This is a genomic window from Streptomyces sp. NPDC057010 (assembly GCF_042673805.1).
Lineage (GTDB): Bacteria > Actinomycetota > Actinomycetes > Streptomycetales > Streptomycetaceae > Streptomyces.
In genome coordinates, this window is record NZ_JBHUSC010000025.1 from 63,037 (window position 1) to 85,677 (window position 22,641).

Genomic DNA, 22,641 nt, shown 5'->3' on the forward strand with positions numbered 1-22,641 from the left:
GCTTTCGTTCTCCTCAAGTAGGCGACATGACGAGGGACCCCGTCATGTCCCCGAAAGACGTGGCTTGACGGAAAGGACCAGACCTGCACACAGATGACGGCCCCCGCCGGGTAGGGGGCTTTTTCGCTGTCCGGGGCCCCGTCAAGTCACGTATGCGCGTGGCATGACGGGCATGGCGCCTTCCCGCGTACTTGAGGGCCACACAGGCACAGGTCCGGCGGCCCCTGCCGCCGGCCGCGCACCTTCAACGAGCAGTCATGACCCGCGACCTTCACAAGCGGCACGTCCTGCGCGTCGGGATGGCCCTCACCTCGGCCGCCTTCGTCTCCGGAGCCATCGCGCTCCCGGCATCCGCGGCGACTCCCCACCATCCCCCGGCGAGGAGCGGCAGCGCCGACGACCCCAACCGCCAGCCCGGGAGCAACCTGTGCAAGTCGGGCTACGTCTGGCGGGACAGCTTCGAGGGCGACGGGCTGTGCGTCACCCCGGCGGAACGCGACAAGGCGCATGCCGAGAACCCGAACCGCCAGCCGGGCAGCAACCAGTGCCAGCCGGGCTACGTCTGGCGGGACACGTTCGAGGGCGACGGCCTCTGCGTCACGACGAAGGAACGGGACGTGGCGGCCGGCTGGAACCCCAACCGTCAACAGGGCAGCAACCAGTGCAAGCCGGGTTACGTCTGGCGTGACATCGCCGAGGGCGACGGGCTGTGCGTCACGCCGGCGGAACGAGACGCCTGGAAGAGCTCATGGAACCCCAACCGCGCGGCCGGGACCAACCGGTGCCAGCCGGGCTACGTCTGGAAGGACAGCTTCGAAGGCGACGATTGGTGCGTCACGACGGCAGAACGCGATGGGATCAAGAGGAAGAACTAGAGCGGTGACGCTCTGCCCGATGTGGCCCCCTACCTGCGGTCTCCCCGCCCGGTAGGGGGTTTTCGGCGTCGGAGGAGACCCCCGTCAAGCCACGTGTTCGCGCGGCATGACGGGGCCGTCGCCTTCCCCCGTACTGGAGGTGTCGGAACAGCCACGGTCCGGCGGTGTCTGCCGTCGGCCCGCACACCTTCAAGGAGCAGCCATGACCCACGCCGTCCAGGCCAAACGGTGCGTCCTGCGCGCCGGGATGGCCCTCACCTCGGCCGCCTTCGTCTCCGGAGCCATCGCGCTCCCGGCATCCGCGGCGACGGCGCCCGTGACCCGGCCCTCGGTCCTGGACGTCCTCTCCGACACCGCTTCGGGCGGCGAGGACTTCGACTTCGGCGGTATGGGCGACCCCGGGATCATCCGGGGGGAAGGCGGCGCGGGCGGCGAGGGTGGCGACGGCATCATCTGGGGGAAGGGTGGCGCCGGCGGCAGCCCCGGCGACGGCTACGACCCCAAGAACCCCTGGCGCAATCCTCGTGGCGGCGCCTACGGGCCGAACACGTGCCTGCAGGGCTACGTCTGGCGCGACAGCTACGACGGCGACACCTTCTGCGTCACTCCGGGGGAGCGCGACGCGGCCCAGAACCAGTAACGCGAAGGCCCCGGGCCGGGATGGGACGTCCCGGGCCGGGGCCCTGTCGTGCGTGTGCCGAGCCGGGGTGGGCGGGGTCAGCCGCCGCACTGGCAGGGAGCGCCGGACTGGCAGCCGCAGCCGCAGCCCGAGCCGCAGCCGCAGGCTGCGAGCAGCGGGAGGCGGAGGGGCTCCGGCCTCGGCGGCTGCTCCTGCTCCGGGGTGATGGGGACGGGGGAATCGGGCATGGTTCCTCCTCGCAGGCGGCGTACAGGGAGAGTCGTACTTGCCTTCGCCTCATTCATGCCCAGTGCCACCGGCGCGTCAACGGCGCACGGGGGCAGAACGGCTCAGATGCCCTCGACCTGGGTCGGAGGCTGGAGCTCGTCCGCGTGCTCGCCCGTCACCAGGTAGACCACGCGCTTGGCGACCGACACCGCGTGGTCCGCGAAGCGCTCGTAGTACCGGCCCAGCAGGGTCACGTCCACCGCCGTCTCGATGCCGTGCTTCCAGCGGTCGTCCATCAGGTGCTGGAACAGCGTGCGGTGCAGCTGGTCCATCTCGTCGTCGTCCTGCTCCAGCTGGAGCGCCAGGTCGACGTCCTTGGTGATGATGACCTCCGCCGCCTTCGCCATCAGGCGCTGCGCGAGCTGCCCCATCTCCAGGATCGTGGCGTGCAGGTCCCGCGGGACCGCCGTGTCCGGGAAGCGCAGCCGGGCGAGCTTCGCCACGTGCTGGGCCAGGTCGCCGCTGCGCTCCAGGTCCGCGCTCATGCGCAGCGAGGTGACCACGATGCGCAGGTCGGTGGCGACGGGCTGCTGGCGGGCCAGCAGGGCGATGGCGCGGGCCTCCAGGTCGTGCTGGAGGTCGTCGACCTTCTGGTCGGCGGCGATGACGCTCTCGGCGAGCTTCAGGTCGGCGTCGAGCATGGACGTCGTGGCCCGCCCGATCGCGGAACCGACGAGCCGGGCCATCTCGACCAGGCCTTCTCCGATCGAGTCCAGTTCCTCGTGGTACGCGTCGCGCATGTCTCGTGTCCCTCTCTCGACCTACTACTGCGGTACTGCCCGGGGGCGGGCCGGGGCGGCCTTTGGCCCCACGTTGACACGGTGAGCCGCAAACGCGTCCGACTCCGGCACCACAAGTGAATCAACCCCGTCGCCAGGGTGAACTCTGGGCGACGACTGTTCGAGGTGCCACCCGAACGGCTGTGGAAGTGTCGTCGTGCCTGCTTAACCTGGATGCATGGACGTGAACGCGGCGGTCGCCGCAGCTGCAGCGATCGCCGGTCTTTGCACCGGTGTGATCGCGATGCTGGCGTTCCGCTGGAGCGAGCGCGACCACGCCCGCCCCACCCGGAGCTCCATGCGCCCCGACATCAACGCGGTGCTCCCGCCCGGCGTGGACACCGTCCTCTCCGTGCTCCGGTCCTCCGCCGTCGTCCTCGACGAAGGCGACGCCGTCGTCAAGGCCAGCTCCGCCGCCTACGCCCTCGGGCTCGTACGGGGCGGCAAGCTCGCCGTGGAGCCCATGCTCCACATGGCCCGCGACACCCGGCGCGACGGGGAGATACGCCAGGTCGAGCTCGACCTGCCCCGGCGCGGCACCGGCCGCGGCGAGGCCCTGGCCGTCTCGGCGCGCGTGGCCCCGCTCGGCTCCCGCCTGGTGCTCCTCCTGGTCGAGGACCTCACCGAGGCCCGCCGCATCGAGGCCGTACGCCGCGACTTCGTCGCCAACGTGTCGCACGAGCTGAAGACGCCGGTCGGCGCGATCTCCCTGCTCTCCGAGGCCGTCATGGACGCCGCCGACGACCCCGAGGCGGTCAGCCGCTTCGCGGGCCGCATGCAGATCGAGTCCACCCGGCTCATCAACCTCGTACAGGAGCTCATCGACCTCTCCCGGGTCCAGAACGACGACCCGCTGGAGGACGCCGAGCCCGTCCGCGTGGACACGCTGGTAGCGGAAGCGATCGACCGCTGCCGCCACACGGCGTCCTCCAAGCAGATCACCATGGCCGCGGGCGGCACCGCCGACCTGCGCGTCTGGGGCAACCGCGGCCAGCTCGCCGCAGCCCTCGGAAATCTGGTCGAGAACGCCGTCAACTACAGCCCCGCCCGCACCCGCGTCGGCATAGCCGGCCGCAGGGTGTCGGCGCCCGGTGGAGACCTGATCGAGATCGCCGTGACCGACCAGGGCATCGGCATCCCGGAGAAGGACCGCGAGCGCATCTTCGAGCGCTTCTACCGCGTGGACCCGGCCCGCTCCCGCGCCACGGGAGGAACCGGCCTCGGCCTTGCGATCGTGAAGCACGTGGCGGCCTCGCACGGCGGGGAGGTGTCGGTCTGGAGCTCCGAGGGTCAGGGCTCCACGTTCACCCTGCGCCTGCCCGAAGCGGCCGCATCGGCCGGCACCCACGCCCCCGCGGCCGCCCGCACCCTGCCTGAAACCGAAACAGCACCAGCCATCCCAGCCCCGGAGGTCCTTCCGTGACCCGAGTGCTCGTCGTCGAGGATGAGGAATCCTTCAGCGACGCCCTGTCCTACATGCTCCGCAAGGAGGGCTTCGAGGTCGCGATCGCCGCGACCGGGCCCGACGGGCTCGACGAGTTCGAGCGCAACGGCGCCGACCTCGTCCTCCTCGACCTGATGCTCCCCGGCCTGCCGGGCACGGAGGTCTGCCGGCAGCTGCGCGGCCGCTCCAACGTCCCCGTGATCATGGTGACCGCCAAGGACAGCGAGATCGACAAGGTCGTCGGGCTGGAGATAGGAGCCGACGACTACGTCACGAAGCCCTTCTCCTCGCGGGAGCTGGTCGCCCGCATCCGTGCGGTCCTGCGCCGCCGCGGCGAGCCGGAGGAGGTCACCCCGGCGGCCCTGGAGGCGGGTCCCGTACGGATGGACGTCGACCGCCACGTGGTCACCGTCGCCGGCGGGAAGGTGGACCTCCCGCTGAAGGAGTTCGACCTGCTGGAGATGCTGCTGCGCAACGCGGGCCGCGTGCTGACCCGTATGCAGCTCATCGACCGGGTCTGGGGCGCGGACTACGTCGGCGACACCAAGACCCTCGACGTCCACGTCAAGCGCCTGCGCGCCAAAATCGAGCCGGACCCGGGCGCCCCGCGCTACCTGGTCACGGTCCGCGGCCTCGGCTACAAGTTCGAACCGTAAGCAGTACGGGAAGGGGCCCCCGGCGCCGATGCGACCGGGGGCCCCTCCGGGTGTGTTCGTGGTGGCGCAGTGGCCCGCGGCGTGCGAGGCGCTGCCCGAGGGGGTGCCCGACGGGGTGCCCGCGGCGCCGGCGGCGGGGGTGCCGGACGGGGTGCCCGAGGGGCTGCCGGACGGGGTGCCCGACGGGGTGGCGGCGGGGCTGCCGGAGGCGGTGGCGCCGGCGGCCGGGGCGGTGGTCGGGCCGTAGGCCGCGTACATGCCGTTGCCCGGGACCACGAAGGCCTCCAGCTCGACGTCGCCCGTGCTGCTCAGCTGGAAGACGATCTTCTGGACGTCGCCGTCCTTGGCACCCTCGGCGCCGCCCTCGACCACGGCGGAGGCGTTGCCCTTGCCGCCGAGCACCACGGAGCCGCCGGCCGGCACGGTGACCTTGCCGTCGCCCGCGGCCGCCTTCAGGGTGACCTTGGACTTGCCGCCCCCGAGGGTGATGCCGTCGAGGGTCTGCGGCTTGGTGCCGGAGTTGAAGACGGTCGCCGAGACGGCGGCCGGGCCCTTCTTCTCCTTGCCGCCCTGGGTGATCACCAGCGCGTTCTGGATCTTGATCTCGCCCTTGGTGACGGCGGCGTTGTCCGGCTTGATCTGGAGGGTCTGCGCGTCGTTGCCCGCACCGCATGCGGCCAGCGAGGCGATCGAGAACACGACGGCGGTGGCGGCGAGGGCGCCGCGTCGAAGGCTGCGGCTCACGGCGGCGGCAACTCCTTGGACGTACGGAACGGGCGGGTGGGCTCTCGGAACGGCCGAGGTAAAGCCGCTCTAAGGGTGTGTCAGCGCGCTTAGGTTACCGAGCCGCCGCCCTGCCCCCGCACCCGACCCTCCGCAGCGCGGCGGCCGCCCTCGGCACCGGCCCGCGATCTTGCATTCCCGTGCCGTTCGCCGCGCCGATCATGAGGTGTCGCATTCCGGCCGCCGCGCGCCGGGTGATCAATTCCGGGATTCCCCCGAACGCCGCTCCGTGATCAATTCCCGATTGGGCCGGAACCCGATCCGTATGGACGCCCGCCAGTCGAACGGAGTAGTTCGGTTTCCCGGCGCCGAACCCGGCAAAACGGGGCGTACGTCACACTGGCGCGGGTCCCGGGCGGGTGTAGCGTGGCCCTTTCGCCTGGTCCGCACAGCGCCCCCGACCTGCGAATACCCCCTTCCGCAAGCCCTCCGCAGCACGTTCCCGATGCTGTTGTCAAGCCCTGAGATGGGCCCTGACCTGCGAAAACGCCATTCATAACAGTCAGTTCTCGTGTTACCCTGGATAGCCACGGAAGGGGTACCTGTCACATGACGTTCAAGGTTGGCGACACCGTGGTCTATCCCCATCACGGGGCCGCGCTGATCGAGGCCATTGAGACTCGTCAGATCAAAGGCGTGGACAAGACCTACTTGGTGCTCAAGGTCGCCCAGGGCGACCTGACGGTTCGTGTGCCTGCGGACAATGCGGAGTTCGTCGGTGTTCGCGACGTAGTCGGCCAGGACGGGCTGGACCGGGTCTTCGAGGTGCTTCGCGCACCGTATGCAGAAGAGCCGACGAACTGGTCCCGGCGCTACAAGGCAAATCTGGAGAAGCTCGCTTCTGGCGATGTCATCAAGGTCGCCGAAGTGGTGCGTGACCTGTGGCGTCGTGAGCGTGAGCGCGGGCTTTCCGCGGGTGAGAAGCGCATGCTCGCGAAGGCGCGCCAGATCCTGGTGAGCGAGCTCGCGCTCGCGGAGAACACGAACGAGGACAAGGCCGAGGCCCTCCTCGACGAGGTGCTCGCGTCCTGACGCGAGGCCCCGTGCGGTTCGAGTTCACTGAAGAAGTTCAGTAGAACAGTGTGTACGCAGCTGTGCCGCGGTGCCCGATGACAAGGTCTCTCCTCCACGAGAGGCCTGTTGCCGGGCGCTGCGGCATGTCTGTTTCCCCACCCGCTCCTCAACCCGCATCCCACTGGTGTGCCGGGCCCGGGCAGCCTGCTCGACCGGTCGTCACGGAAGGGGCGAGGGCGTCGCACCCGGCACGCTTCAGGCCATACCCATGTCGGCCGAAGTCACAAACCTGGCTCGGAGCTACTGATGTCTGACGAAACGCGCCCCCACCGGACCGCGGCCGTGATCCCGGCCGCCGGCCGCGGGGTACGCCTCGGCCCCGGCGCCCCCAAGGCCCTGCGGGCCCTCGGCGGCACCCCGATGCTCATCCACGCCGTCCGCGCGATGGCGCGCTCCCGTGCCGTCTCCCTCGTGGTGGTCGTCGCGCCCTCCGACGGGGCCGCCGAGGTGCGCCTGCTCCTGAACGAGCACGCGCTGCCCGACCGCACCGAGATCCTGGTCGTCCCCGGCGGGGAGACCCGGCAGGAGTCCGTACGCGCCGGCCTGCGGGCGCTGCCCGCGGACGTCACCTCCGTGCTCATCCACGACGCGGCCCGCCCGCTGGTCCCCGTGGACACCGTCGACTCCGTCGTCGAGGCCGTGCGCGGCGGCACGCCCGCCGTGGTGCCCGCCCTGCCGCTGGCCGACACCGTCAAGGAGGTCGAGCCCGGCAAGCCCGGCGAGCCCGAGCCGGTCGTCGCCACCCCCGAGCGGGCCCGGCTGCGCGCCGTCCAGACCCCCCAGGGCTTCGACCTGGCCACCCTGCTGCGCGCGCACGAGGAGATCGCGGTGGCCGGCGAGGGTGCAACGGACGACGCCGGCATGGTGGAGCGGCTCGGCGTCACCGTCACGGTGGTCCCCGGCCACGAAGAGGCCTTCAAGGTCACCCGCCCGCTCGACCTGGTCCTCGCCGAGGCCGTACTCGCCCGCAGGAGGGCCACCGATGTCTACTGACCTCCCCGTGATCCCGCTCGTCGGCATCGGCACGGACGTGCACGCCTTCGAGACCGGCCGCGAGCTGTGGTGCGCCGGCCTGCTGTGGGAGGGCGAGGACGGCCTCGCCGGGCACTCCGATGGCGACGTCGCCGCGCACGCCGCCTGCGACGCCCTCTTCTCCGCCGCCGGTGTCGGCGACCTCGGCGCGCACTTCGGCACCTCCCGCCCCGAGTGGTCCGGCGCCGCCGGTGTCACCCTCCTGGCGGAGGCCGCCCGTATCGTCCGGGCCGAGGGCTTCGAGATCGGCAACATCGCCATCCAGGTGATCGGCGTACGCCCGAAGATCGGCAAGCGGCGCGAAGAGGCGCAGAAGGCGCTCGCCGCCGCCGCGGGCGCCCCCGTCTCCGTCTCCGGCACCACCACCGACGGACTCGGCCTCACCGGCCGGGCCGAAGGGCTCGCCGCGATCGCCACCGCACTCGTGTACCGGACGAACCGGGGCTGAAAACCGCCGGAGACGGCACATCTTCGGCAACAAAGGTGCCCCGGGTCCCCAAAGGGTCGCGGGGCACTGCTACGGGCGCACTACCCTGGATGCCGTGACTATTCGCCTGTACGACACCAGCGCCCGGCAGATCCGCGACTTCACCCCGCTCGTTCCGGGCTGCGTCTCGATCTACCTCTGTGGCGCCACCGTCCAGGCGGCCCCGCACATCGGGCACATCCGGTCGGGCCTCAATTTCGACATGATGCGCCGCTGGTTCGAGTACCGGGGCTACGACGTCACTTTCATCCGCAACGTCACGGACATCGACGACAAGATCATCGCGAAGTCCGCCGAGCAGCGCCGCCCCTGGTGGTCCATCGGCTACGAGAACGAGCGCGCCTTCAACGACGGGTACGCCGCCCTCGGCTGCCTGCCGCCCACCTACGAGCCCCGCGCCACCGGCCACGTCACCGAGATGGTCGAGATGATGCGCGGCCTCATCGAGCGCGGCCACGCCTACGAGTCCGAGGGCAACGTCTACTTCGACGTGAAGTCGTACCCCGGCTACCTCGCGCTGTCCCGCCAGGAGCTCGACAACATCCGCCAGCCGGAGTCCACCGGCGAGACCGGCAAGCGCGATCCCCGCGACTTCGCCATGTGGAAGTCCGTCAAGCCCGGCGAGCCCTCCTGGGAGACCCCCTGGGGCCGCGGCCGTCCCGGCTGGCACCTGGAGTGCTCCGCGATGGCGCACAAGTACCTCGGCGAGGCCTTCGACATCCACGGCGGCGGGCTCGACCTGATCTTCCCGCACCACGAGAACGAGATCGCCCAGGCCAAGGCCTTCGGCGACGAGTTCGCGAAGTTCTGGGTCCACAACGCCTGGGTCACCATGTCCGGCGAGAAGATGTCGAAGTCCCTCGGGAACTCGGTGCTCGTCTCCGAGATGGTCAAGCAGTGGCGCCCGATCGTCCTGCGCTACTACCTCGGCACCCCGCACTACCGGTCGATGATCGAGTACAGCGAGGAGGCCCTGCGCGAGGCGGAGTCCGCCTTCGCCCGTATCGAGGGCTTCTACCAGCGCGTCATCGAGAAGGCCGGCGGGGCCGTCGAGCCCGCCGCCGAGGTGCCGCCCGCCTTCGCCGAGGCCATGGACGACGACCTCGGCGTCCCGCAGGCGCTCGCCATCGTCCACACCACCGTCCGCCAGGGCAACAGCGCGCTTGCCGCCGACGACAAGGACGCGGCCATCGCGCGCCTGTCCGAGGTACGGGCCATGCTGGGCGTCCTCGGTCTGGACCCGCTCGACCCGCACTGGGCCGAGGAGACGGACCGCGGCGAGGACCTCCACGGCGCCGTGGACACCCTCGTGCGCCTGGTCCTGGAACAGCGCGAGTCCGCCCGCGCCCGCAAGGACTGGGCGACCGCCGACGCCATCCGCGACCAGCTCCAGCAGTCGGGCCTGGTCATCGAGGACAGCCCGACCGGACCGCGCTGGACCCTCGGCCCCCGCTGAGCCGGGCAGCTCAGCCTGCTGTGCCGCCCGGCACTCCGGGCGGCACACTCTTCATACGTACATATCGCAGCACCAGACGAAAACAGGTAGAAGTCATGGCCGGGAACAGCCAGCGCAGGAACCGCCGCACGTCCAACAAGAAGGGCGCGACGGTCGGCAGCGGTGGCCAGCGGCGCAGGGGCCTGGAGGGCAAGGGCCCCACGCCGAAGGCCGAGGACCGCAAGGGCCACAAGGCGTTCCGGGTCTCCAACGCCATGGCCCGGCAGGCCGCCAAGCGCCGCCCGGCCCCGCGCCGCGGCGGCCCCAAGGGCCAGAGCGAGATGGTCGTCGGCCGCAACCCGGTCTTCGAGGCGCTGCGCGACGGCGTCCCCGCCACCACCCTGTACGTCCAGCAGTTCATCGACAACGACGAGCGCGTCCGCGAGGCCCTCCAGCTCGCCGGCCAGCGCGGCAACATCAACCTGATGGAAGCCCCGCGCCCCGAGCTCGACCGCATGACCAACGGGCTCAACCACCAGGGCCTGGTCCTCCAGGTCCCGCCGTACGAGTACGCGCACCCCGAGGACCTCACCGCCGAGGCGTACGACAACGGCGAGGACCCGCTCATCGTCGCCCTCGACGGCGTCACCGACCCGCGCAACCTCGGTGCGATCGTGCGTTCCGTCTCCGCCTTCGGCGGCCACGGCGTGGTCATCCCCGAGCGTCGCGCCGCCGGTATGACCGCCGGCGCCTGGAAGACCTCGGCCGGCACCGCCGCCCGCACCCCGGTCTCCCGCGTCACCAACCTGACCCGCGCCCTCCAGGACTACAAGAAGGCCGGCATCGCCATCGTCGGCCTGGCCGCCGAGGGTACGCACGAGGTGCAGGACCTGGAGGCGCTCGGCGGCCCGGTCGTCATCGTCGTCGGCTCCGAGGGCAAGGGTCTCGGCCGCCTCGTCGGCGAGAACTGCGACTACCTCGTCCGCATCCCGATGCCGGGCGGCGCCGAGTCCCTCAACGCCGGTGTCGCCGCCGGCGTCGTGCTCTACGAGGCGGCCCGCCGCCGCGCCCAGCGTGGCCGCGTCTGATCTGCTTGATCCACTTGGCTCACGGAAAGTGACACGTGAGGCTGTCACCCCGCCCGTTCCGGGCGGGGTGGCTTGATCTTGACGGGTCTCGGACAGATCCCTGATGTCAAGGCAGTGTCCTAAACACTGATCACTCGGTTAGATGAGTGTGGACACCAGAACGTCAGGGTTCGACGACCAGCCCGCGCTGAGCATGGTCAAGGTGCCGTGCGATCCCGCACAGGTCATCGTCAACCACGCCAGCTTCCGCGTGCGGCTCGCACCGAGCCCGAGCGCGCGTTCCAAGCCCGCGAACGCCCCGGGCAGAGCGCCCGTCCTCGGCGGCGCCGTGGTCGCCGCCGCCGGGGCCACCCGGCGCCGCGCCCCCGTCGTCTGGAGCGGCAAGTCCGACGCCGGCGACGCCGCGGCCATGGGCGGCCTGCTCCAGGCCGTCCGCGAGTCCGGCCGAGGGCACGAGGAGTACGACGGCGGCGCCACCCAGGTCATCCCGCGCATCGACCTCGCGCACGACCTCGCCGACGACACCCTGGCCACGCCGACCGTCATCGGCCAGCGCAGCTACGGGGGCGGTGGCGGGGGCTACGGCGACCACGGGAGCCAGGACGAGACGCGCCCGATGGCCGCCGTACGGGACCTGCCGTACGAGCAGCCGCCCGGCGCCGGGCCGGGCGGACCGGCCGGCCCCGAATCCCGCCGGACCGGCTCCGACGCCCGGGGCCAGGCCTCCTACTACCCCGGCCGCCGGATGAACCTCGGCGTCGTGCTGCTCCCGCTGCGCGTCTTCCTCGGGTTCATCTCCATCTACGCCGGCATGGGCAAGCTGTGCGACCCCGTCTACTTCGACGGCGGCGAGCGCGGCTCCATGGTCACCTGGCTGCACACCCTGCACCCCTGGGCGCTGGCGGAGCCGCTGCGCGACTTCGCGCTCGCCCACCCGGTCGGGGCCGGCCTCAGCGTCGCGTTCCTCCAGGTCATCGTGGGCGTGCTGACGGTGTTCGGGCTGTGGCAGCGGTTCGCCGCCTGCTTCGGGGCCCTGCTGTCCGCCGCGCTGCTGATGACGGTGAGCTGGCGGACCGTCCCGGCCTACGACGCGCCCGACATCATCTACCTCGCCGCCTGGAGCCCGCTGATCATCGCGGGCGCCCCGGTGTACTCGCTGGACGGGCGCCTCGCCGGCGAGGCCTGGCGGACCCTCGGACCGCGCTCCGAGGTCTGGCGGCTGCGGCGGCGCGTCCTGCGGCGCGGGGCCGTCATGGCCACCGTCGTGTGCGGGCTCACCCTCCTGATCGGCTCCCTCCTCGGCGGGGCCGTCCGCTCCACCACCGTTGTCACCGTGCCCGGACCGGGACAGGCCCCCAGCAACTACCTGCCGGGCCGGCCCCTCCCGCAGACCACCGCCCCGCAGCAGCCCTCGCAGAAGCAGCCGTCCAAGGCGCCGCAGCCCAGCGCCACCGCCACCGAACCGGCCGCCAAGTCCGGCAAGGGCGCCACCGGCGGACCGACCCGCGGGACCGCGGGCACCGGCTCCGAGTCGCCCACCGCCAGCAAGGGCACCACGGGCAGCCAGCAGACCCCGCGCAGTACGCCGCGGCAGTCCGCCTCGCAGAAGCCGTCGAGCTCTTCCTCCTCAACCGGTTCCGCCGGCAGTGGCGGCACCACCCCGAGCAGGCAGCCCGGCCTGGTCGGGGGGCTCCTCGGCTGAGGCGGGCGAACCGCTCCGAGGGGACCGGGGGCCCGGCACGCACGGCGTGCCGGGCCCCTCCTCGTGTGCCGGGCGCGCGAAGCACCGTACGAGCGGAGCGGTGGGGCGGCGAGGGGCTCAGGAGGCCGCGTGCGCGGCCAACTCCCTTGCGGCTTCGGTGAGATCCTTCGCCGTGTCGATCGCCCGCCAGTAGGCCCCCTGGGGCAGCGGGAAGCCCGCCAGCCGCCGTTCGCGTGCCAGCCGCGGGAACGTGCTGCGTTCGTGATCACCCAAGTCCGGGAGCAGCGCGGCGAATTCGGGCCCGAAGGCGTACACGCCGGCATTGACCGGATACGGCGAAGGCGGCGCCTCGATGAAGTCCAGCACCTGCCCGAACTCGTTCGTCTCCACCACCCCCCACGGGATCCGCGGGCGGGCGAGGGCCAGGGTCGCGACCGCGTCGCGCTCGACGTGGAACGCCGCCATCTCGCGCAGCGAGAAGCGGGTCCAGACGTCGCCGTTCGTCGCGTACCAGGCGCGGTCGGGGTGCGGGAGGTGGCGGGCGGCGTGCTTGAGGCCGCCGCCGCGCCCCAGGGGCTCCTCCTCGACCACCGTGGTCACGCGCAGCGGGAGTTCGGTCCCGGCCAGCCAGTCCTGGAGCACGCCCGCGAGGTGTCCGCAGGAGACCACGGCGTCGGTGACCCCTTCGGCGGCCAGCCACGCCAGCTGGTGCCCGATGATCGGCACCCCCGTCCCCGGGATCTCGACCATCGGCTTCGGACGGTCGTCCGTGTACGGCCGCAGCCGCGACCCCTGGCCGCCCGCCAGGACGACCGCCTGGGTGGGCGTGGTGGGGAACGCGGCTGCGGGAAGGGGTGGGGCGGATCGGCGGGAGTCGTTCATGGGGGCAGCGTAGGGACGCGGCGAGGGTCAGCCCATGGAGGCGATGCCGGTCGCGTACGAGGTGTCGCACACGGGGCGGGCGAAGGACAGGGCCTTCGTCGGGCCGTAGGCGGTCTTCGCGGCGCGCCCGACGGCACGCGCGATGCCCGCGCAGTGCACGGCGAGCGACGGCCGCTTGTCCACCTCCTGCTGGAGGTGGGTGAGGACGTCACCCGGCTCCTGGCCCTGCTGGAGCTCGCTCAGCAGCTTGTCGCGGAGCACGTCCTGCGCGGCGCGCGGCTTCGCGGGGACGGAGACGTCCTCGGCGGAGGCGGTCAGGATCTGGGAGGAGGAAGTGTCCGCCCAGGGAACCATGGTGACCGCGAGGGTCCCGGACAGGACCAGGACGACGGGCAGGACCAGGGCGAGGGAACGGCCGATACGGCGGGCAGTGTGGGTCACGAGGGCGAGAGTAGCGCTCGGTGAAGATTTGGCGACATTTAGTCACCCGGTCGGGGGATGGTTCGACGTGGTTTTTCGAATTATGGGTTGACGGCCGGGGGTTGAATGGGCCGGTCTGTCGGGTGTGCACCGGGCGGGGCGGCGGCACGGGCAAGGGGCGCCCCGTCGTGACGGGGCGCCCCTTGCCGCGGTGTCAGTCGGACAGCCGCGCGCCGGAGGAGGTCGAGAAGACGTGGATCTCGCCGGCCCGGGGCACCACGTGCAGGTTCGAGCCCTTCTCGGGCACCTGGCGGCCGCCCACGCGGACCACGAGGTCCTGGGCGCCGGCGGCCTTGTCGGTGGAGCCGTAGACGTAGCCGTCGGCGCCGAGCTCCTCGACGACGTTCACGACGATTGTCAGGCCGCCGCTCTCCGCGACGTCGAAGTGCTCGGGACGGACGCCGACCGTGACGGTGCGGTCGCCCGCGTCGGCCGCGGCGGACAGCGCCTCGCGCGAGACCGGGACGACGCTGTCGCCGAACTTCACACCGCCGTCGGTGATCGGGACCTCGACCAGGTTCATGGCGGGGGAGCCGATGAAGCCGGCGACGAAGAGGTTCGCGGGGCGGTCGTACATGTTGCGCGGGGTGTCGACCTGCTGGAGCAGGCCGTCCTTCAGCACGGCCACGCGGTCGCCCATGGTCATGGCCTCGACCTGGTCGTGGGTGACGTAGACGGTGGTGATGCCGAGGTCGCGCTGGAGCGCGGCGATCTGGGTGCGGGTGGAGACGCGGAGCTTGGCGTCGAGGTTCGACAGCGGCTCGTCCATCAGGAAGACCTGCGGCTTGCGCACGATGGCGCGGCCCATGGCGACGCGCTGGCGCTGGCCGCCGGAGAGCGCCTTGGGCTTGCGGTCCAGGTACTGGGTGAGGTCGAGCATCTTCGCCGCGTCCTCCACCTTCTTGCGGATGGTGGCCTTGTCCTCGCCGGCGATCTTGAGGGCGAAGCCCATGTTGTCGGCCACGGACATGTGCGGGTAGAGCGCGTAGTTCTGGAACACCATCGCGATGTCCCGGTCCTTGGGCGGCAGGTGCGTCACGTCGCGGTCGCCGATGCGGATGGCGCCGCCGTTGACGTCCTCCAGGCCGGCGAGCATGCGCAGCGAGGTGGACTTGCCGCAGCCGGAGGGGCCGACGAGGACGAGGAACTCGCCGTCCTCGATCTCCAGCTCCAGCTGGTCGACGGCGGGCTTGTCGCCGCCCGGGTAGAGGCGGGTCGCCTTGTCGAAGGTGACAGAAGCCATGGTGGTGAATCCCTTCTACCGGCAGGAACGTGCCGGACGATCCGAGTGGAAGGTCTAGTCCAGTCGACAGGACTGCGCCCGACGCTACCTGCCCGGGCGCGTTCTGTCAGCACCCCGCAATGCCCGTTCGCGAACTCCGAACGGGTGGCGGCCGTTCGCATGGACTTCCGGAGGGTCCGAACCGGGGTGCGACACCTCGCGGGGCCGAGGCGATACCTCTGGGTGCGTCCTGGGGGCGCCTCCCGTGCGGAGAGGCACCGGCCCGGCCTGGCACCGAGAGTGGAGAAGCGAATGAAGAATCGTCTCGTAGTCATCGGATCCGCGGTTGCGGCGAGCATCGGCCTGTGCATGGCGGTCGCACCCGCCGCCATGGCCCAGCCGCTGAAGGTGACCGTGGCCTGCGGTGACGTCGCGGCGCTCCTCACCGCCGTCAGCGACGCGAATGACAACGCCGACGGTGGCACGATCACGCTGGCCAAGGACTGCGCCTACCGCTTCACGGAGGGCTTCGGGGGCTCGGACAGCGCCCTGCCGGCCATCACCGGGAAGGTCAAGATCGTCGGGCACAACTCGACGCTGATCCGGTCCGCCACCGACGGCCTCCCGCTCTTCCGGATCATCTCGGTGAGCGAGGGCGGTGAACTCCTCCTGAAGGGGGTCACCGTCACCGGCGGCCACGCCGAGGTGTACGGCGGCGGCATCGAGAACGCGGGCACCCTGCGCCTGGAGGACAGCAAGGTCGCCGGCAACCGGGCCGGCGCGGAAGGCGGCGGCATCCACAACGTGGGCGGCACCGCCACGCTCGTCGACAGCGACGTCCTGACCAACGTGGCCACCAGCGCGGACGGCACCGCCACCGGGGACGGCGGCGGCATCAGCAACGAAGCGGACAGCACCCTCACGATCAAGAAGAGCACCATCGCGGGCAACGCCGCGGACACGGACGGCGGCGGCATCGAGAACGAGGGCTCGCTCACCGTCGAGCACGGCCTCATCGCCAACAACGAGGCCCGCGAAGGCAACGGCGGCGGCATCGACAACCTCGGCACCGCGAAGCTCAAGTACACCAAGGTCGTCGAGAACTGGGCCGGCCAGAACGGCGGCGGCATCAACAACGGTGAGGAGGCGACGCTGGAGACCAACGAGTCGGCCATCGCCGACAACCGGGCGGGCAACGACGGCGGCGGTCTCAACAACGCGGGCACCGCGACGCTGAAGAAGACCAAGGTCGAGTCGAACCAGGCCGGCCACGACGGCGGCGGCATCAACAACGTGGCGGCGGGGGACGGTGCCACGGAGCTGACGCTGGAGCACTCGACGGTCGCGGAGAACCGCGCCGCGAACGTGGGCGGCGGCATCAACAACGGTGAGGGCGCCACCGTGACCCTCACGGACAGCAAGGTCGTCAAGAACCTGCCGACGAACTGCGCGGGCACGGTGCCCGGCTGCACCACCTGATCCCGCCGGGGCGGTGCCCGTGGCCAATGTGATGGCTTGGGGAAGAGCGGCCTGTGTAGAGTGATGGCGGCCCTGCCTCCTTAGCTCAGCTGGCCAGAGCACCGCTCTTGTAAAGCGGGGGTCGTCGGTTCGAACCCGACAGGGGGCTCTGCTGACGAAGGCCCCGGACCGCCCAGGTCCGGGGCCTTTCGCATGCCCTCGCGCAGGGCTCTCGGCAGCATCAGTGGCGGCCCGAGATCCGGTCGGCGAGGCGGGCGAGGGGCGTGGTCACGGGGCTGTGGCTCGCGGTCTCGCGGCGGTCCGCCTCGCGGTAGGCGGCGTACAGGGCCTGCACGCCGAGCCAGCGGAAGGGCTCCGGCTCCCAGCGGCGGACGCGGTGGCCCACCCAGGGCAGGGCGGTCAGCTCGGTGGAGTCGTCGAGGACGAGGTCGCGCAGGGTGCGGGCGGCGAGGTTGGCGGTGGCGACGCCCGAGCCGACGTAGCCGCCCGCCCAGCCGAGGCCCGTGGTGCGGTCCAGGGTGACGGTGGCGCACCAGTCGCGCGGGACGCCGAGGACGCCGGACCAGGCGTGGGTGATCTCCGTACCGGTGAGCTGGGGGAAGAAGGCGAACAGCAGGTCGCGCAGCGAGTCGATGGTGGCGGGCTGGGTGCGCCCGTCGTTGTCGGTGCGCGAGCCGAAGCGGTACGGGACCCCGCGGCCGCCGATCGCGATGCGGTCGTCGGCGGTGCGCTGGGCGTACATGTAGGCGTGGGCCATGTCGCCGAGGACCGCCGAGTCGGACCAGCCCAGCTGGTCCCAGACCGGCGCCGGGAGCGGGGCCGTGACGATCATCGAGGAGTTCATCGGGAGCCACGCGCGCTTCTGGCCCTTGAGGGCGGCGGTGAAGCCCTCCGTGCAGCGCAGGACGTGGGGGGCGCGGACGGTGCCGTACGGGGTGACGGCCTTCCCGGCGGTGATCTCCGTGACCGGGGTGGACTCGTGGATGACGACGCCGAGGCGCTCGCAGGCCGCGGCCAGGCCCCTGACCAGCTTCAGGGGGTGGATGCGGGCGCCGTGGGGGCTCCAGCTGGAGCCGACGGCGTCGGCGATGTCGATACGGGTGCGGGTGGCGGCGGCGTCGTGGAACTCGCGGTCGCTCTCGCCGAAGGCGAGTTCGGCGTCGTGGAAGGCCTTGAGCCGGGTGAGCTGGGCGGGGGTGCGGGCGACTTCGAGGACGCCGCCGCGGTGGATGTCGGCGTCGATGCCCTCCTTGGCGGCGGTGTCGATGACCTCGGCGACGGTGTCGTTCATGGCCCGCTGGAGGCGGCGGGCGGCCTCGGGGCCGTGCAGGCGGGCGTAACGGTCGCGGCCGGCGATGCCGTTGTAGAGCCAGCCGCCGTTGCGGCCGGAGGCCCCGTAGCCGCAGAACTTCTGCTCCAGGACGGTGACCCGGAGGTCGGGGGCGGCCCGCTTGAGGTAGTAGGCGGTCCACAGGCCGGTGTAGCCGCCGCCCACGATGACGACGTCGGCCGTGGCGTGGGCGGTGAGGGGGGCGCGGGGTGGCGTGGCCGGGGCGGTGCGGTCGGTCGCGTACCAGAAGGAAATGCCGCCGTTGATCGTCATGGGGGAGTTGGTACACCCCGTTCCGGAAGGGTGTCCAGGTGCGGGATGCCGGGTTTCGGGGCGTGAATCAAGGCCTTTTGGCTGATGCGGCGGGGGTGGCCGGTTCTTAGGGTGGGGCGGGGAGTTTTGTTCGGGTTTGGGTGAGAGGTGCTGTTTCGTGGTGCGTGGGTGTGGGCGTGGGCGTGTGGCCGGGCGGGTCGTGGCGGCAGTGGCGGCGGCCGCGCTGCTGGGCGGGGCGGTGGCCGGCTGCGGCGGCGGGGACCAGGGGAAGCCGGCGGCCACCGCCGTGGTGCGGACGAGTCCCCTCGCGGACGTGCTGGCGAAGCTGCCCGCGAAGGTGGAGGGCGCGAAGGTCGTCGTCGGCAGCCCGGACGCGCCGCGCACCGTCCAGGTGCTCGTCGATCCGCGGTGCGGCTACTGCGCGCGGTTCGAGGAGGCGGGCGGTGAGGTGCTGCTGAAGCTGGCGGCGGACGGGAAGGTGAAGGTGGAGTACCTGCTGGCCTCCTTCCTGGACCGGGACGGGGCGAGCGGTTCGGTGAAGGCGGTGAACGCGCTGCGGGCGTCGGTGGACGCGGGGAGGTTCGCCGAGTACCACGCGGCCGTGTTCGCGAGCCAGCCGAAGGGGAAGTTCACGGACGAACTGCTGCTGGAGATAGCGGACAAGGTGCCGGGGCTGCGCGGGCCGGCCTTCGACGCGGCGGTCGCGGAGACGGCGTACAAGGAGTGGGCCGGCGAGGCCGAGAAGGCGTTCGAGGCGACGGGCGTGCAGGGGACGCCGGCGGTCCTCGTGGAGGGGAGGCCGGTGGGGGCGAAGGACGGCTCGCTGTTCGACGCGAAGGCGTTCACGGCGACGCTGGCCGGGCTGGGGATCGGTACGGCGTGACGGAGGCTCCGGGCCGTAGGGTCGGGGGCCATGGTCGAGATGTCGGAGATCCCGGACGGGCTGGTCCGCGCGCAGCTCAGGTGGAACGGCGAGGCGGGCCGGGCCTTCATCGCGGGACTGCCGGCGCTGGCGGGGCGGTTCCTGCACGAGTGGCGGCTGCGGCGCACGGGACCGGGGATGCACGGCGTGACGGCGCTGGTGCTGCCGGTGGAACGGGCCGACGGGACCGCGGCCGTACTGAAACTGGCGCTGCCGGACGAGGAGAGCGCGGGGGAGCCGCTCGCGCTGCGCGCCTGGAACGGGGCGGGCAGCGTACGGCTGTTGGAGCACGACGCGCAGACAGGCTCGCTGCTGCTGGAGCGGCTGGACGAGGGCCGGCACCTGTCGGCGCTCGCGGAGCGGGACGCCCGGCAGGCCGTGGAGGTGGTCGCGCGGCTGCTGGCACGGCTGACGGCGGTGGCCGCCCCGGCCGGGCTGCGCGGGCTCGGGGAGGTCGCCGCGGGGATGCTGGAGGACGTACCGGAGGCGGTCGGGCGGCTCGCGGACGAGGGGGAGCGGCGGCTGCTGCGGGACTGCGCGGCGGCGGTGGCGGAGGTCGCGGGGCAGCCCGGGGACCGGCTGCTGCACTGGGACCTGCACTACGACAACGTGCTGGCGGGCGGCCGCGAGCCGTGGCTGGCGATCGACCCGAAGCCGCTGGCCGGCGATCCGGGGTTCGATCTGCTGCCGGCGATCGTGAACAACTTCCGGGCGCGGGACGTGCGGTGGCGCTTCGACCTGATGACGGAGGTGATGGGGCTGGACCGGGAGCGGGCGCGGGCCTGGTCGTTGGGGCGGGTGCTGCAGAACTGCCTGTGGGACGTGGCGGACGGGGAGGAGCGGTTGGGGGAGGAGCAGGTGGCGGTGGCGGAGCTGCTGCTCGGGCGCCGACGGCCGTGACGGCGCGGGCGTTTAGGGTGCGGGCATGATCCGTAGCGCTGAAATCGCCGATGTCCCCGTCATCCACGCGATGATCCGAGAACTCGCCGCCTACGAGAAGGTGCCCCACGAGGCGCGCGCCACCGAAGAGCAGCTGCGGGAAGCGCTGTTCGGGGAGCGGCCGGCGGTGTTCGCGCACATCGCGGAGACGGCGGAGGGGGAAGTGGTCGGCTTCGCGGTGTGGTTCCTCTCCTTCTCGACGTGGCGCGGGGTGCACGGGATCTACCTGGAGGACCTGTACGTACGACCGGGCGCGCGCGGGGGCGGCCACGGCAAGGCGCTGCTGGCCGAGCTCGCGCGGATATGCGTGGAGCGGGGCTACGAGCGGCTGGAGTGGTCGGTGCTGAACTGGAACGCGCCGACGATCGCGTTCTACGAGGCCCTGGGTGCGCGGCCGCAGGACGAGTGGACGGTGTACCGGCTGACGGATGGGGCGTTGGCGGAGCTCGGCGGCTCCTCGGCGGCCTAGGGTTCGAGGACGACCTTGCCGGTGGTGGCGCGGGTCTCCAGGTCGCGGTGGGCGGCGGCCGCCTCGGCCAGGGGGTAGCGCTGGACGGCGGGGCGCAGGCGGCCGGCGGCGGCTTCGGCGAGGGCGCGGGTCTCCAGGACGCGGAGGGGGTCGGGGGCGCCGACGCGCCGGAGCATCGCGGGGCCGAGGACGTTCTCGGTGGTGATGCCGCGGGCGGTGAGGCCGGCGCGGTCGGCGTCGGTGAGGGCGAGGGGGCCGGCGGACCAGCCGAAGACGAGGTGCCGTGCGCCGGGGGCGAGGAGGTCCAGGGCGGTGCGGGCGGTTGCGCCGCCGACGGAGTCGAACAGGACGGTGGCGCCCTCGGGGTGGCGGGCGCGTACGGTGTCGGCCCAGCCGGGGGCGGTGTAGTCGAGGGCGAGGTGGGCGCCGTTGGCGGCGGCTCGGGCGGTCTTGGCGGGGCCGCCGGCGAGGGCGATGACGGTGGCGCCGGCGTTCCTGGCGTACTGGACGAGCAGGGTGCCGATGCCGCCGGCGGCGGCGGGGACGAGCGCGGTGGAGCCGGGACCCAGCTCGGCGAACTGGAGGATCCCGAGGGTGGTGCGGCCGGTGCCGATCATGGCGACGGCCCCGGCGGGGTCGAGGCCGTCGGAGACCGGGTGCAGGCGGTCGGCGTCGGCGACGGCGTACTCGGCGTAGCCGCCGGGGGCGAAGCCGAGGTGGACGGTGACGGTCCGGCCGAGCCAGGCGGGGTCGGTGCCGGGGCCGAGGGCGTCGACGGTGCCGGCGACCTCGCGACCGGGGACGGTCGGCAGCTCGGGGAGGGCCGGCGCGGGGCCCTGGTCGCCTCCGCGCAGGGCGGTGTCGAGGAGGTGGACGCCGGCGGCGGCCACGGCTATCCGGACCTGGCCGGCGGCCGGTACGGGGACGGGGACGGTCTCGTACGAGAGGTTCTCGGCGGGGCCGAAGGCGTGGAGGCGGATGGCGCGCATGGTGGTGGGCATGGGGCCAGCCTCTGACCTCAAGCGGGGTTGAGGTCAAGGGGGTGCGCCGCCGGGGCGTTGTCGGTGGGGTCGGTCACCATGGAGGCATGGCGCGCAAAGGGCAGGCGGAGACGGCGAAGGCGACGGCGGCGAAGGTGAAGGCGAGGGTGAAGGCGGCGCGGCGGCCGGAGGTGCGGCTGCCGGAGACGGCGCCCTGGGAGGGCGGCGGGCTGGAGCCGGACGGGGACTACGACGGGCTGGAGTTCGCGGACCTCGACCTGGCGGGGCAGGAGGGGACGGGGGCCCGCTTCATGGACTGCGTGGTGCGGCGGTGCGCGCTGGACGAGGCGAGCCTGGCGAACGCGCGGTTCCTGGACTCGGTGCTGGAGGGGATCCGCGGGGTGGGGACCGACCTGGCGGGGGCCACGCTGCGGGACGTGGAGCTGGTGGACGCGCGGCTGGGCGGGGTGCAGTTGCACGGCGCCGCGCTGGAGCGGGTGGTGGTGCGGGGCGGCAAGATCGACTACCTGAACCTGCGGAAGGCGCGGCTGCGGGACGTGGTTTTCGAGGGGTGCGTGCTGGTGGAGCCGGATTTCGGGGGCGCGGTGCTGGAGCGGGTGGAATTCCCGGACTGCACGCTGAAGGGGGCGGACTTCAGCGGGGTGCGGATGACGGACGTGGACTTGCGGGGCGCGGCGGCGCTCGAGGTCGCGCGGGGGGTGGAGGCGCTGTCCGGGGCGGTGATCACCCCGGGCCAACTGCTCGACCTGGCCCCGGCGCTCGCCGTCCAGCTGGGGCTACGGGTCCTCCCGTGACGGCCGGGTCGGGCCGGGTCAGGCCGGGACGCGGGGGAAGCGGGACTGGAGGGTCCAGATGACGGGGTTGTCGGCCAGGCCGTCGTGCATGTCGACGAGGTCCGCGATGAGGTCGTGCAGGAAGTCCCGCGCTTCGCGCCGCAGCAGCCGGTGGCTGAAGGTCAGCGGGGCCTCCTCGGCCGGCATCCAGTCGGCCTCGATGTCGACCCAGCCGAAGCGCCGCTCGAAGAGCATCCGGTCCGTGGACTCGGTGAAGTCGAGCTCGGCGTACTGGCGGTGGGCGGAGCGGCTGCCGCGCGGGTCCTGGTCCAGCTGCTCGACGATGTCGCACAGGGCCCAGGCGAAGTCCAGTACGGGCACCCATCCCCAGGCTGTGGACACCTCGCGGTCGGCGTGGGTGTCGGCGAGGTAGACGTCCCCGCAGAACAGGTCGTGGCGCAGGGAGCGGACGTCCGCCGAGCGGTAGTCGGTCTGCGGGGGGTCGGGGAAGCGCCGGGAGAGGGAGTAGCCGATGTCGAGCACGTAGCCGATGGTGTCACGGGGGCCGGGGCGGTGCCGACCCCGGTGGTGCCGGTCCCGGCGGGCCCA

The 22,641-nt window shown here is 72.3% G+C and carries 25 protein-coding genes and 1 tRNA gene; 18 read left to right on the top strand and 8 right to left on the bottom strand.

Going from position 1 to position 22,641, the window contains the following annotated elements; all coding sequences use genetic code 11:
* Positions 1-257: 257 nt before the first annotated feature.
* Together ACFTXQ_RS21395 and ACFTXQ_RS21400 are read left to right on the top strand one after the other, a co-directional pair.
* Positions 258-875, top strand: a complete 618-nt coding sequence (locus ACFTXQ_RS21395; protein WP_382642994.1) for a hypothetical protein — start codon at positions 258-260, stop codon at positions 873-875.
* A gap of 202 nt (positions 876-1,077) precedes the next feature.
* Positions 1,078-1,515 (top strand): hypothetical protein, encoded by a 438-nt coding sequence (locus ACFTXQ_RS21400; RefSeq protein WP_382642996.1) that lies wholly within the window; start codon positions 1,078-1,080, stop codon positions 1,513-1,515.
* A 77-nt stretch (positions 1,516-1,592) separates the two neighbouring features.
* Here ACFTXQ_RS21400 and ACFTXQ_RS21405 read toward each other — a convergent pair whose 3' ends face one another.
* The gene (locus tag ACFTXQ_RS21405) at positions 1,593-1,742 is read right to left on the bottom strand and encodes a hypothetical protein (RefSeq protein ID WP_167344738.1); all 150 of its coding nucleotides are present in this window, start codon (positions 1,740-1,742) and stop codon (positions 1,593-1,595) included.
* A 102-nt stretch (positions 1,743-1,844) separates the two neighbouring features.
* Positions 1,845-2,522 (bottom strand): phosphate signaling complex protein PhoU, encoded by a 678-nt coding sequence (phoU, locus tag ACFTXQ_RS21410; protein WP_267754036.1) that lies wholly within the window; start codon positions 2,520-2,522, stop codon positions 1,845-1,847.
* A 217-nt stretch (positions 2,523-2,739) separates the two neighbouring features.
* Between phoU and ACFTXQ_RS21415 the strand changes: the two genes are divergently transcribed.
* From ACFTXQ_RS21415 to ACFTXQ_RS21460, 10 genes are all read left to right on the top strand, one after another.
* Positions 2,740-3,984, top strand: a complete 1,245-nt coding sequence (locus tag ACFTXQ_RS21415; RefSeq protein WP_382642999.1) for a sensor histidine kinase — start codon at positions 2,740-2,742, stop codon at positions 3,982-3,984.
* Positions 3,981-4,661: a response regulator transcription factor gene (locus ACFTXQ_RS21420; protein ID WP_030387286.1), complete on the top strand. Its 681-nt coding sequence runs from the start codon at positions 3,981-3,983 to the stop codon at positions 4,659-4,661. The genes ACFTXQ_RS21415 and ACFTXQ_RS21420 overlap by 4 nt, the downstream gene beginning before the upstream one ends.
* A gap of 58 nt (positions 4,662-4,719) precedes the next feature.
* Entirely contained in the window at positions 4,720-4,908 is a 189-nt protein-coding gene (locus tag ACFTXQ_RS21425) for a hypothetical protein (protein ID WP_382643001.1), read from the top strand.
* A 9-nt stretch (positions 4,909-4,917) separates the two neighbouring features.
* Positions 4,918-5,478, top strand: coding sequence for a hypothetical protein (locus ACFTXQ_RS21430; protein ID WP_382643003.1), 561 nt, complete (start codon positions 4,918-4,920; stop codon positions 5,476-5,478).
* 515 nt (positions 5,479-5,993) lie between these two features.
* Positions 5,994-6,476: a CarD family transcriptional regulator gene (locus tag ACFTXQ_RS21435; RefSeq protein ID WP_003953493.1), complete on the top strand. Its 483-nt coding sequence runs from the start codon at positions 5,994-5,996 to the stop codon at positions 6,474-6,476.
* A gap of 288 nt (positions 6,477-6,764) precedes the next feature.
* On the top strand, positions 6,765-7,511 hold the full coding sequence (gene ispD / locus ACFTXQ_RS21440) for a 2-C-methyl-D-erythritol 4-phosphate cytidylyltransferase (protein ID WP_382643005.1): 747 nt from the start codon (positions 6,765-6,767) through the stop codon (positions 7,509-7,511).
* Positions 7,501-7,998, top strand: coding sequence for a 2-C-methyl-D-erythritol 2,4-cyclodiphosphate synthase (gene ispF / locus ACFTXQ_RS21445; RefSeq protein ID WP_382643007.1), 498 nt, complete (start codon positions 7,501-7,503; stop codon positions 7,996-7,998). The genes ispD and ispF overlap by 11 nt, the downstream gene beginning before the upstream one ends.
* 94 nt (positions 7,999-8,092) lie before the next feature.
* Positions 8,093-9,493 (top strand): cysteine--tRNA ligase, encoded by a 1,401-nt coding sequence (gene cysS / locus ACFTXQ_RS21450; RefSeq protein ID WP_382643009.1) that lies wholly within the window; start codon positions 8,093-8,095, stop codon positions 9,491-9,493.
* A gap of 95 nt (positions 9,494-9,588) precedes the next feature.
* Positions 9,589-10,560 (top strand): 23S rRNA (guanosine(2251)-2'-O)-methyltransferase RlmB, encoded by a 972-nt coding sequence (gene rlmB, locus ACFTXQ_RS21455; RefSeq protein WP_382643011.1) that lies wholly within the window; start codon positions 9,589-9,591, stop codon positions 10,558-10,560.
* 142 nt (positions 10,561-10,702) lie between these two features.
* A complete protein-coding gene (locus ACFTXQ_RS21460; RefSeq protein ID WP_382643013.1) occupies positions 10,703-12,262 on the top strand; it encodes a DoxX family membrane protein in 1,560 nt (519 codons plus the stop codon).
* A 117-nt stretch (positions 12,263-12,379) separates the two neighbouring features.
* Here the strand turns inward: ACFTXQ_RS21460 and ACFTXQ_RS21465 are convergent, their stop codons facing one another.
* From ACFTXQ_RS21465 to ACFTXQ_RS21475, 3 genes are all read right to left on the bottom strand, one after another.
* Positions 12,380-13,144 carry an NDP-sugar synthase gene (locus ACFTXQ_RS21465; RefSeq protein ID WP_382643015.1) on the bottom strand — a complete coding sequence of 255 codons (765 nt, stop codon included), beginning with the start codon at positions 13,142-13,144 and terminating at the stop codon, positions 12,380-12,382.
* A gap of 27 nt (positions 13,145-13,171) precedes the next feature.
* Positions 13,172-13,585 (bottom strand): hypothetical protein, encoded by a 414-nt coding sequence (locus ACFTXQ_RS21470; RefSeq protein WP_382643016.1) that lies wholly within the window; start codon positions 13,583-13,585, stop codon positions 13,172-13,174.
* Between the two features lie 193 nt (positions 13,586-13,778).
* Positions 13,779-14,867, bottom strand: a complete 1,089-nt coding sequence (locus tag ACFTXQ_RS21475; protein ID WP_382643018.1) for an ABC transporter ATP-binding protein — start codon at positions 14,865-14,867, stop codon at positions 13,779-13,781.
* A 291-nt stretch (positions 14,868-15,158) separates the two neighbouring features.
* Here ACFTXQ_RS21475 and ACFTXQ_RS21480 point away from each other — a divergent pair, with 291 nt between their 5' ends.
* The gene (locus ACFTXQ_RS21480) at positions 15,159-16,325 is read left to right on the top strand and encodes a hypothetical protein (RefSeq protein WP_382643020.1); all 1,167 of its coding nucleotides are present in this window, start codon (positions 15,159-15,161) and stop codon (positions 16,323-16,325) included.
* A 74-nt stretch (positions 16,326-16,399) separates the two neighbouring features.
* Positions 16,400-16,473, top strand: a tRNA-Thr gene (locus ACFTXQ_RS21485).
* Between the two features lie 72 nt (positions 16,474-16,545).
* Here the strand turns inward: ACFTXQ_RS21485 and ACFTXQ_RS21490 are convergent.
* Positions 16,546-17,928 carry an NAD(P)/FAD-dependent oxidoreductase gene (locus tag ACFTXQ_RS21490; protein WP_382643021.1) on the bottom strand — a complete coding sequence of 461 codons (1,383 nt, stop codon included), beginning with the start codon at positions 17,926-17,928 and terminating at the stop codon, positions 16,546-16,548.
* A gap of 184 nt (positions 17,929-18,112) precedes the next feature.
* Here ACFTXQ_RS21490 and ACFTXQ_RS21495 point away from each other — a divergent pair, with 184 nt between their 5' ends.
* Genes ACFTXQ_RS21495 through ACFTXQ_RS21505 form a run of 3 tightly spaced genes read left to right on the top strand, consistent with a single transcriptional unit; the run spans position 18,113 to position 20,258 of the window.
* A complete protein-coding gene (locus tag ACFTXQ_RS21495; protein ID WP_382643023.1) occupies positions 18,113-18,811 on the top strand; it encodes a DsbA family protein in 699 nt (232 codons plus the stop codon).
* Between the two features lie 30 nt (positions 18,812-18,841).
* Positions 18,842-19,750 carry an aminoglycoside phosphotransferase family protein gene (locus ACFTXQ_RS21500; RefSeq protein WP_382643025.1) on the top strand — a complete coding sequence of 303 codons (909 nt, stop codon included), beginning with the start codon at positions 18,842-18,844 and terminating at the stop codon, positions 19,748-19,750.
* 25 nt (positions 19,751-19,775) lie between these two features.
* Positions 19,776-20,258, top strand: coding sequence for a GNAT family N-acetyltransferase (locus tag ACFTXQ_RS21505; RefSeq protein ID WP_382643027.1), 483 nt, complete (start codon positions 19,776-19,778; stop codon positions 20,256-20,258).
* On the opposite strand, the gene ACFTXQ_RS21510 is transcribed toward ACFTXQ_RS21505, so the two are convergent.
* The gene (locus ACFTXQ_RS21510; protein WP_382643054.1) at positions 20,255-21,247 is read right to left on the bottom strand and encodes a zinc-binding dehydrogenase; all 993 of its coding nucleotides are present in this window, start codon (positions 21,245-21,247) and stop codon (positions 20,255-20,257) included. The two genes, ACFTXQ_RS21505 and ACFTXQ_RS21510, sit on opposite strands and share 4 nt — an antisense overlap.
* 98 nt (positions 21,248-21,345) lie before the next feature.
* Here ACFTXQ_RS21510 and ACFTXQ_RS21515 point away from each other — a divergent pair, with 98 nt between their 5' ends.
* Positions 21,346-22,053: a pentapeptide repeat-containing protein gene (locus ACFTXQ_RS21515; RefSeq protein WP_382643029.1), complete on the top strand. Its 708-nt coding sequence runs from the start codon at positions 21,346-21,348 to the stop codon at positions 22,051-22,053.
* Between the two features lie 18 nt (positions 22,054-22,071).
* Here the strand turns inward: ACFTXQ_RS21515 and ACFTXQ_RS21520 are convergent, their stop codons facing one another.
* The gene (locus ACFTXQ_RS21520; RefSeq protein WP_382643030.1) at positions 22,072-22,575 is read right to left on the bottom strand and encodes a hypothetical protein; all 504 of its coding nucleotides are present in this window, start codon (positions 22,573-22,575) and stop codon (positions 22,072-22,074) included.
* Positions 22,576-22,641 lie beyond the last annotated feature (66 nt).

What these genes read in the sequence shown, in the direction of transcription:
- ACFTXQ_RS21395 (WP_382642994.1), top strand. Translation starts at nt 258, where the DNA reads ATGACCCGCGACCTTCACAAGCGGCACGTCCTGCGCGTCGGGATGGCC.
- ACFTXQ_RS21400 (WP_382642996.1), top strand. Translation starts at nt 1,078, where the DNA reads ATGACCCACGCCGTCCAGGCCAAACGGTGCGTCCTGCGCGCCGGGATG.
- ACFTXQ_RS21405 (WP_167344738.1), bottom strand. Translation starts at nt 1,742, where the DNA reads ATGCCCGATTCCCCCGTCCCCATCACCCCGGAGCAGGAGCAGCCGCCG.
- phoU (WP_267754036.1), bottom strand. Translation starts at nt 2,522, where the DNA reads ATGCGCGACGCGTACCACGAGGAACTGGACTCGATCGGAGAAGGCCTG.
- ACFTXQ_RS21415 (WP_382642999.1), top strand. Translation starts at nt 2,740, where the DNA reads ATGGACGTGAACGCGGCGGTCGCCGCAGCTGCAGCGATCGCCGGTCTT.
- ACFTXQ_RS21430 (WP_382643003.1), top strand. Translation starts at nt 4,918, where the DNA reads ATGCCGTTGCCCGGGACCACGAAGGCCTCCAGCTCGACGTCGCCCGTG.
- ACFTXQ_RS21435 (WP_003953493.1), top strand. Translation starts at nt 5,994, where the DNA reads ATGACGTTCAAGGTTGGCGACACCGTGGTCTATCCCCATCACGGGGCC.
- ispD (WP_382643005.1), top strand. Translation starts at nt 6,765, where the DNA reads ATGTCTGACGAAACGCGCCCCCACCGGACCGCGGCCGTGATCCCGGCC.
- ispF (WP_382643007.1), top strand. Translation starts at nt 7,501, where the DNA reads ATGTCTACTGACCTCCCCGTGATCCCGCTCGTCGGCATCGGCACGGAC.
- rlmB (WP_382643011.1), top strand. Translation starts at nt 9,589, where the DNA reads ATGGCCGGGAACAGCCAGCGCAGGAACCGCCGCACGTCCAACAAGAAG.
- ACFTXQ_RS21460 (WP_382643013.1), top strand. Translation starts at nt 10,703, where the DNA reads ATGAGTGTGGACACCAGAACGTCAGGGTTCGACGACCAGCCCGCGCTG.
- ACFTXQ_RS21465 (WP_382643015.1), bottom strand. Translation starts at nt 13,144, where the DNA reads ATGAACGACTCCCGCCGATCCGCCCCACCCCTTCCCGCAGCCGCGTTC.
- ACFTXQ_RS21475 (WP_382643018.1), bottom strand. Translation starts at nt 14,867, where the DNA reads ATGGCTTCTGTCACCTTCGACAAGGCGACCCGCCTCTACCCGGGCGGC.
- ACFTXQ_RS21480 (WP_382643020.1), top strand. Translation starts at nt 15,159, where the DNA reads ATGAAGAATCGTCTCGTAGTCATCGGATCCGCGGTTGCGGCGAGCATC.
- ACFTXQ_RS21490 (WP_382643021.1), bottom strand. Translation starts at nt 17,928, where the DNA reads ATGACGATCAACGGCGGCATTTCCTTCTGGTACGCGACCGACCGCACC.
- ACFTXQ_RS21500 (WP_382643025.1), top strand. Translation starts at nt 18,842, where the DNA reads ATGGTCGAGATGTCGGAGATCCCGGACGGGCTGGTCCGCGCGCAGCTC.
- ACFTXQ_RS21505 (WP_382643027.1), top strand. Translation starts at nt 19,776, where the DNA reads ATGATCCGTAGCGCTGAAATCGCCGATGTCCCCGTCATCCACGCGATG.
- ACFTXQ_RS21510 (WP_382643054.1), bottom strand. Translation starts at nt 21,247, where the DNA reads ATGCGCGCCATCCGCCTCCACGCCTTCGGCCCCGCCGAGAACCTCTCG.
- ACFTXQ_RS21515 (WP_382643029.1), top strand. Translation starts at nt 21,346, where the DNA reads ATGGCGCGCAAAGGGCAGGCGGAGACGGCGAAGGCGACGGCGGCGAAG.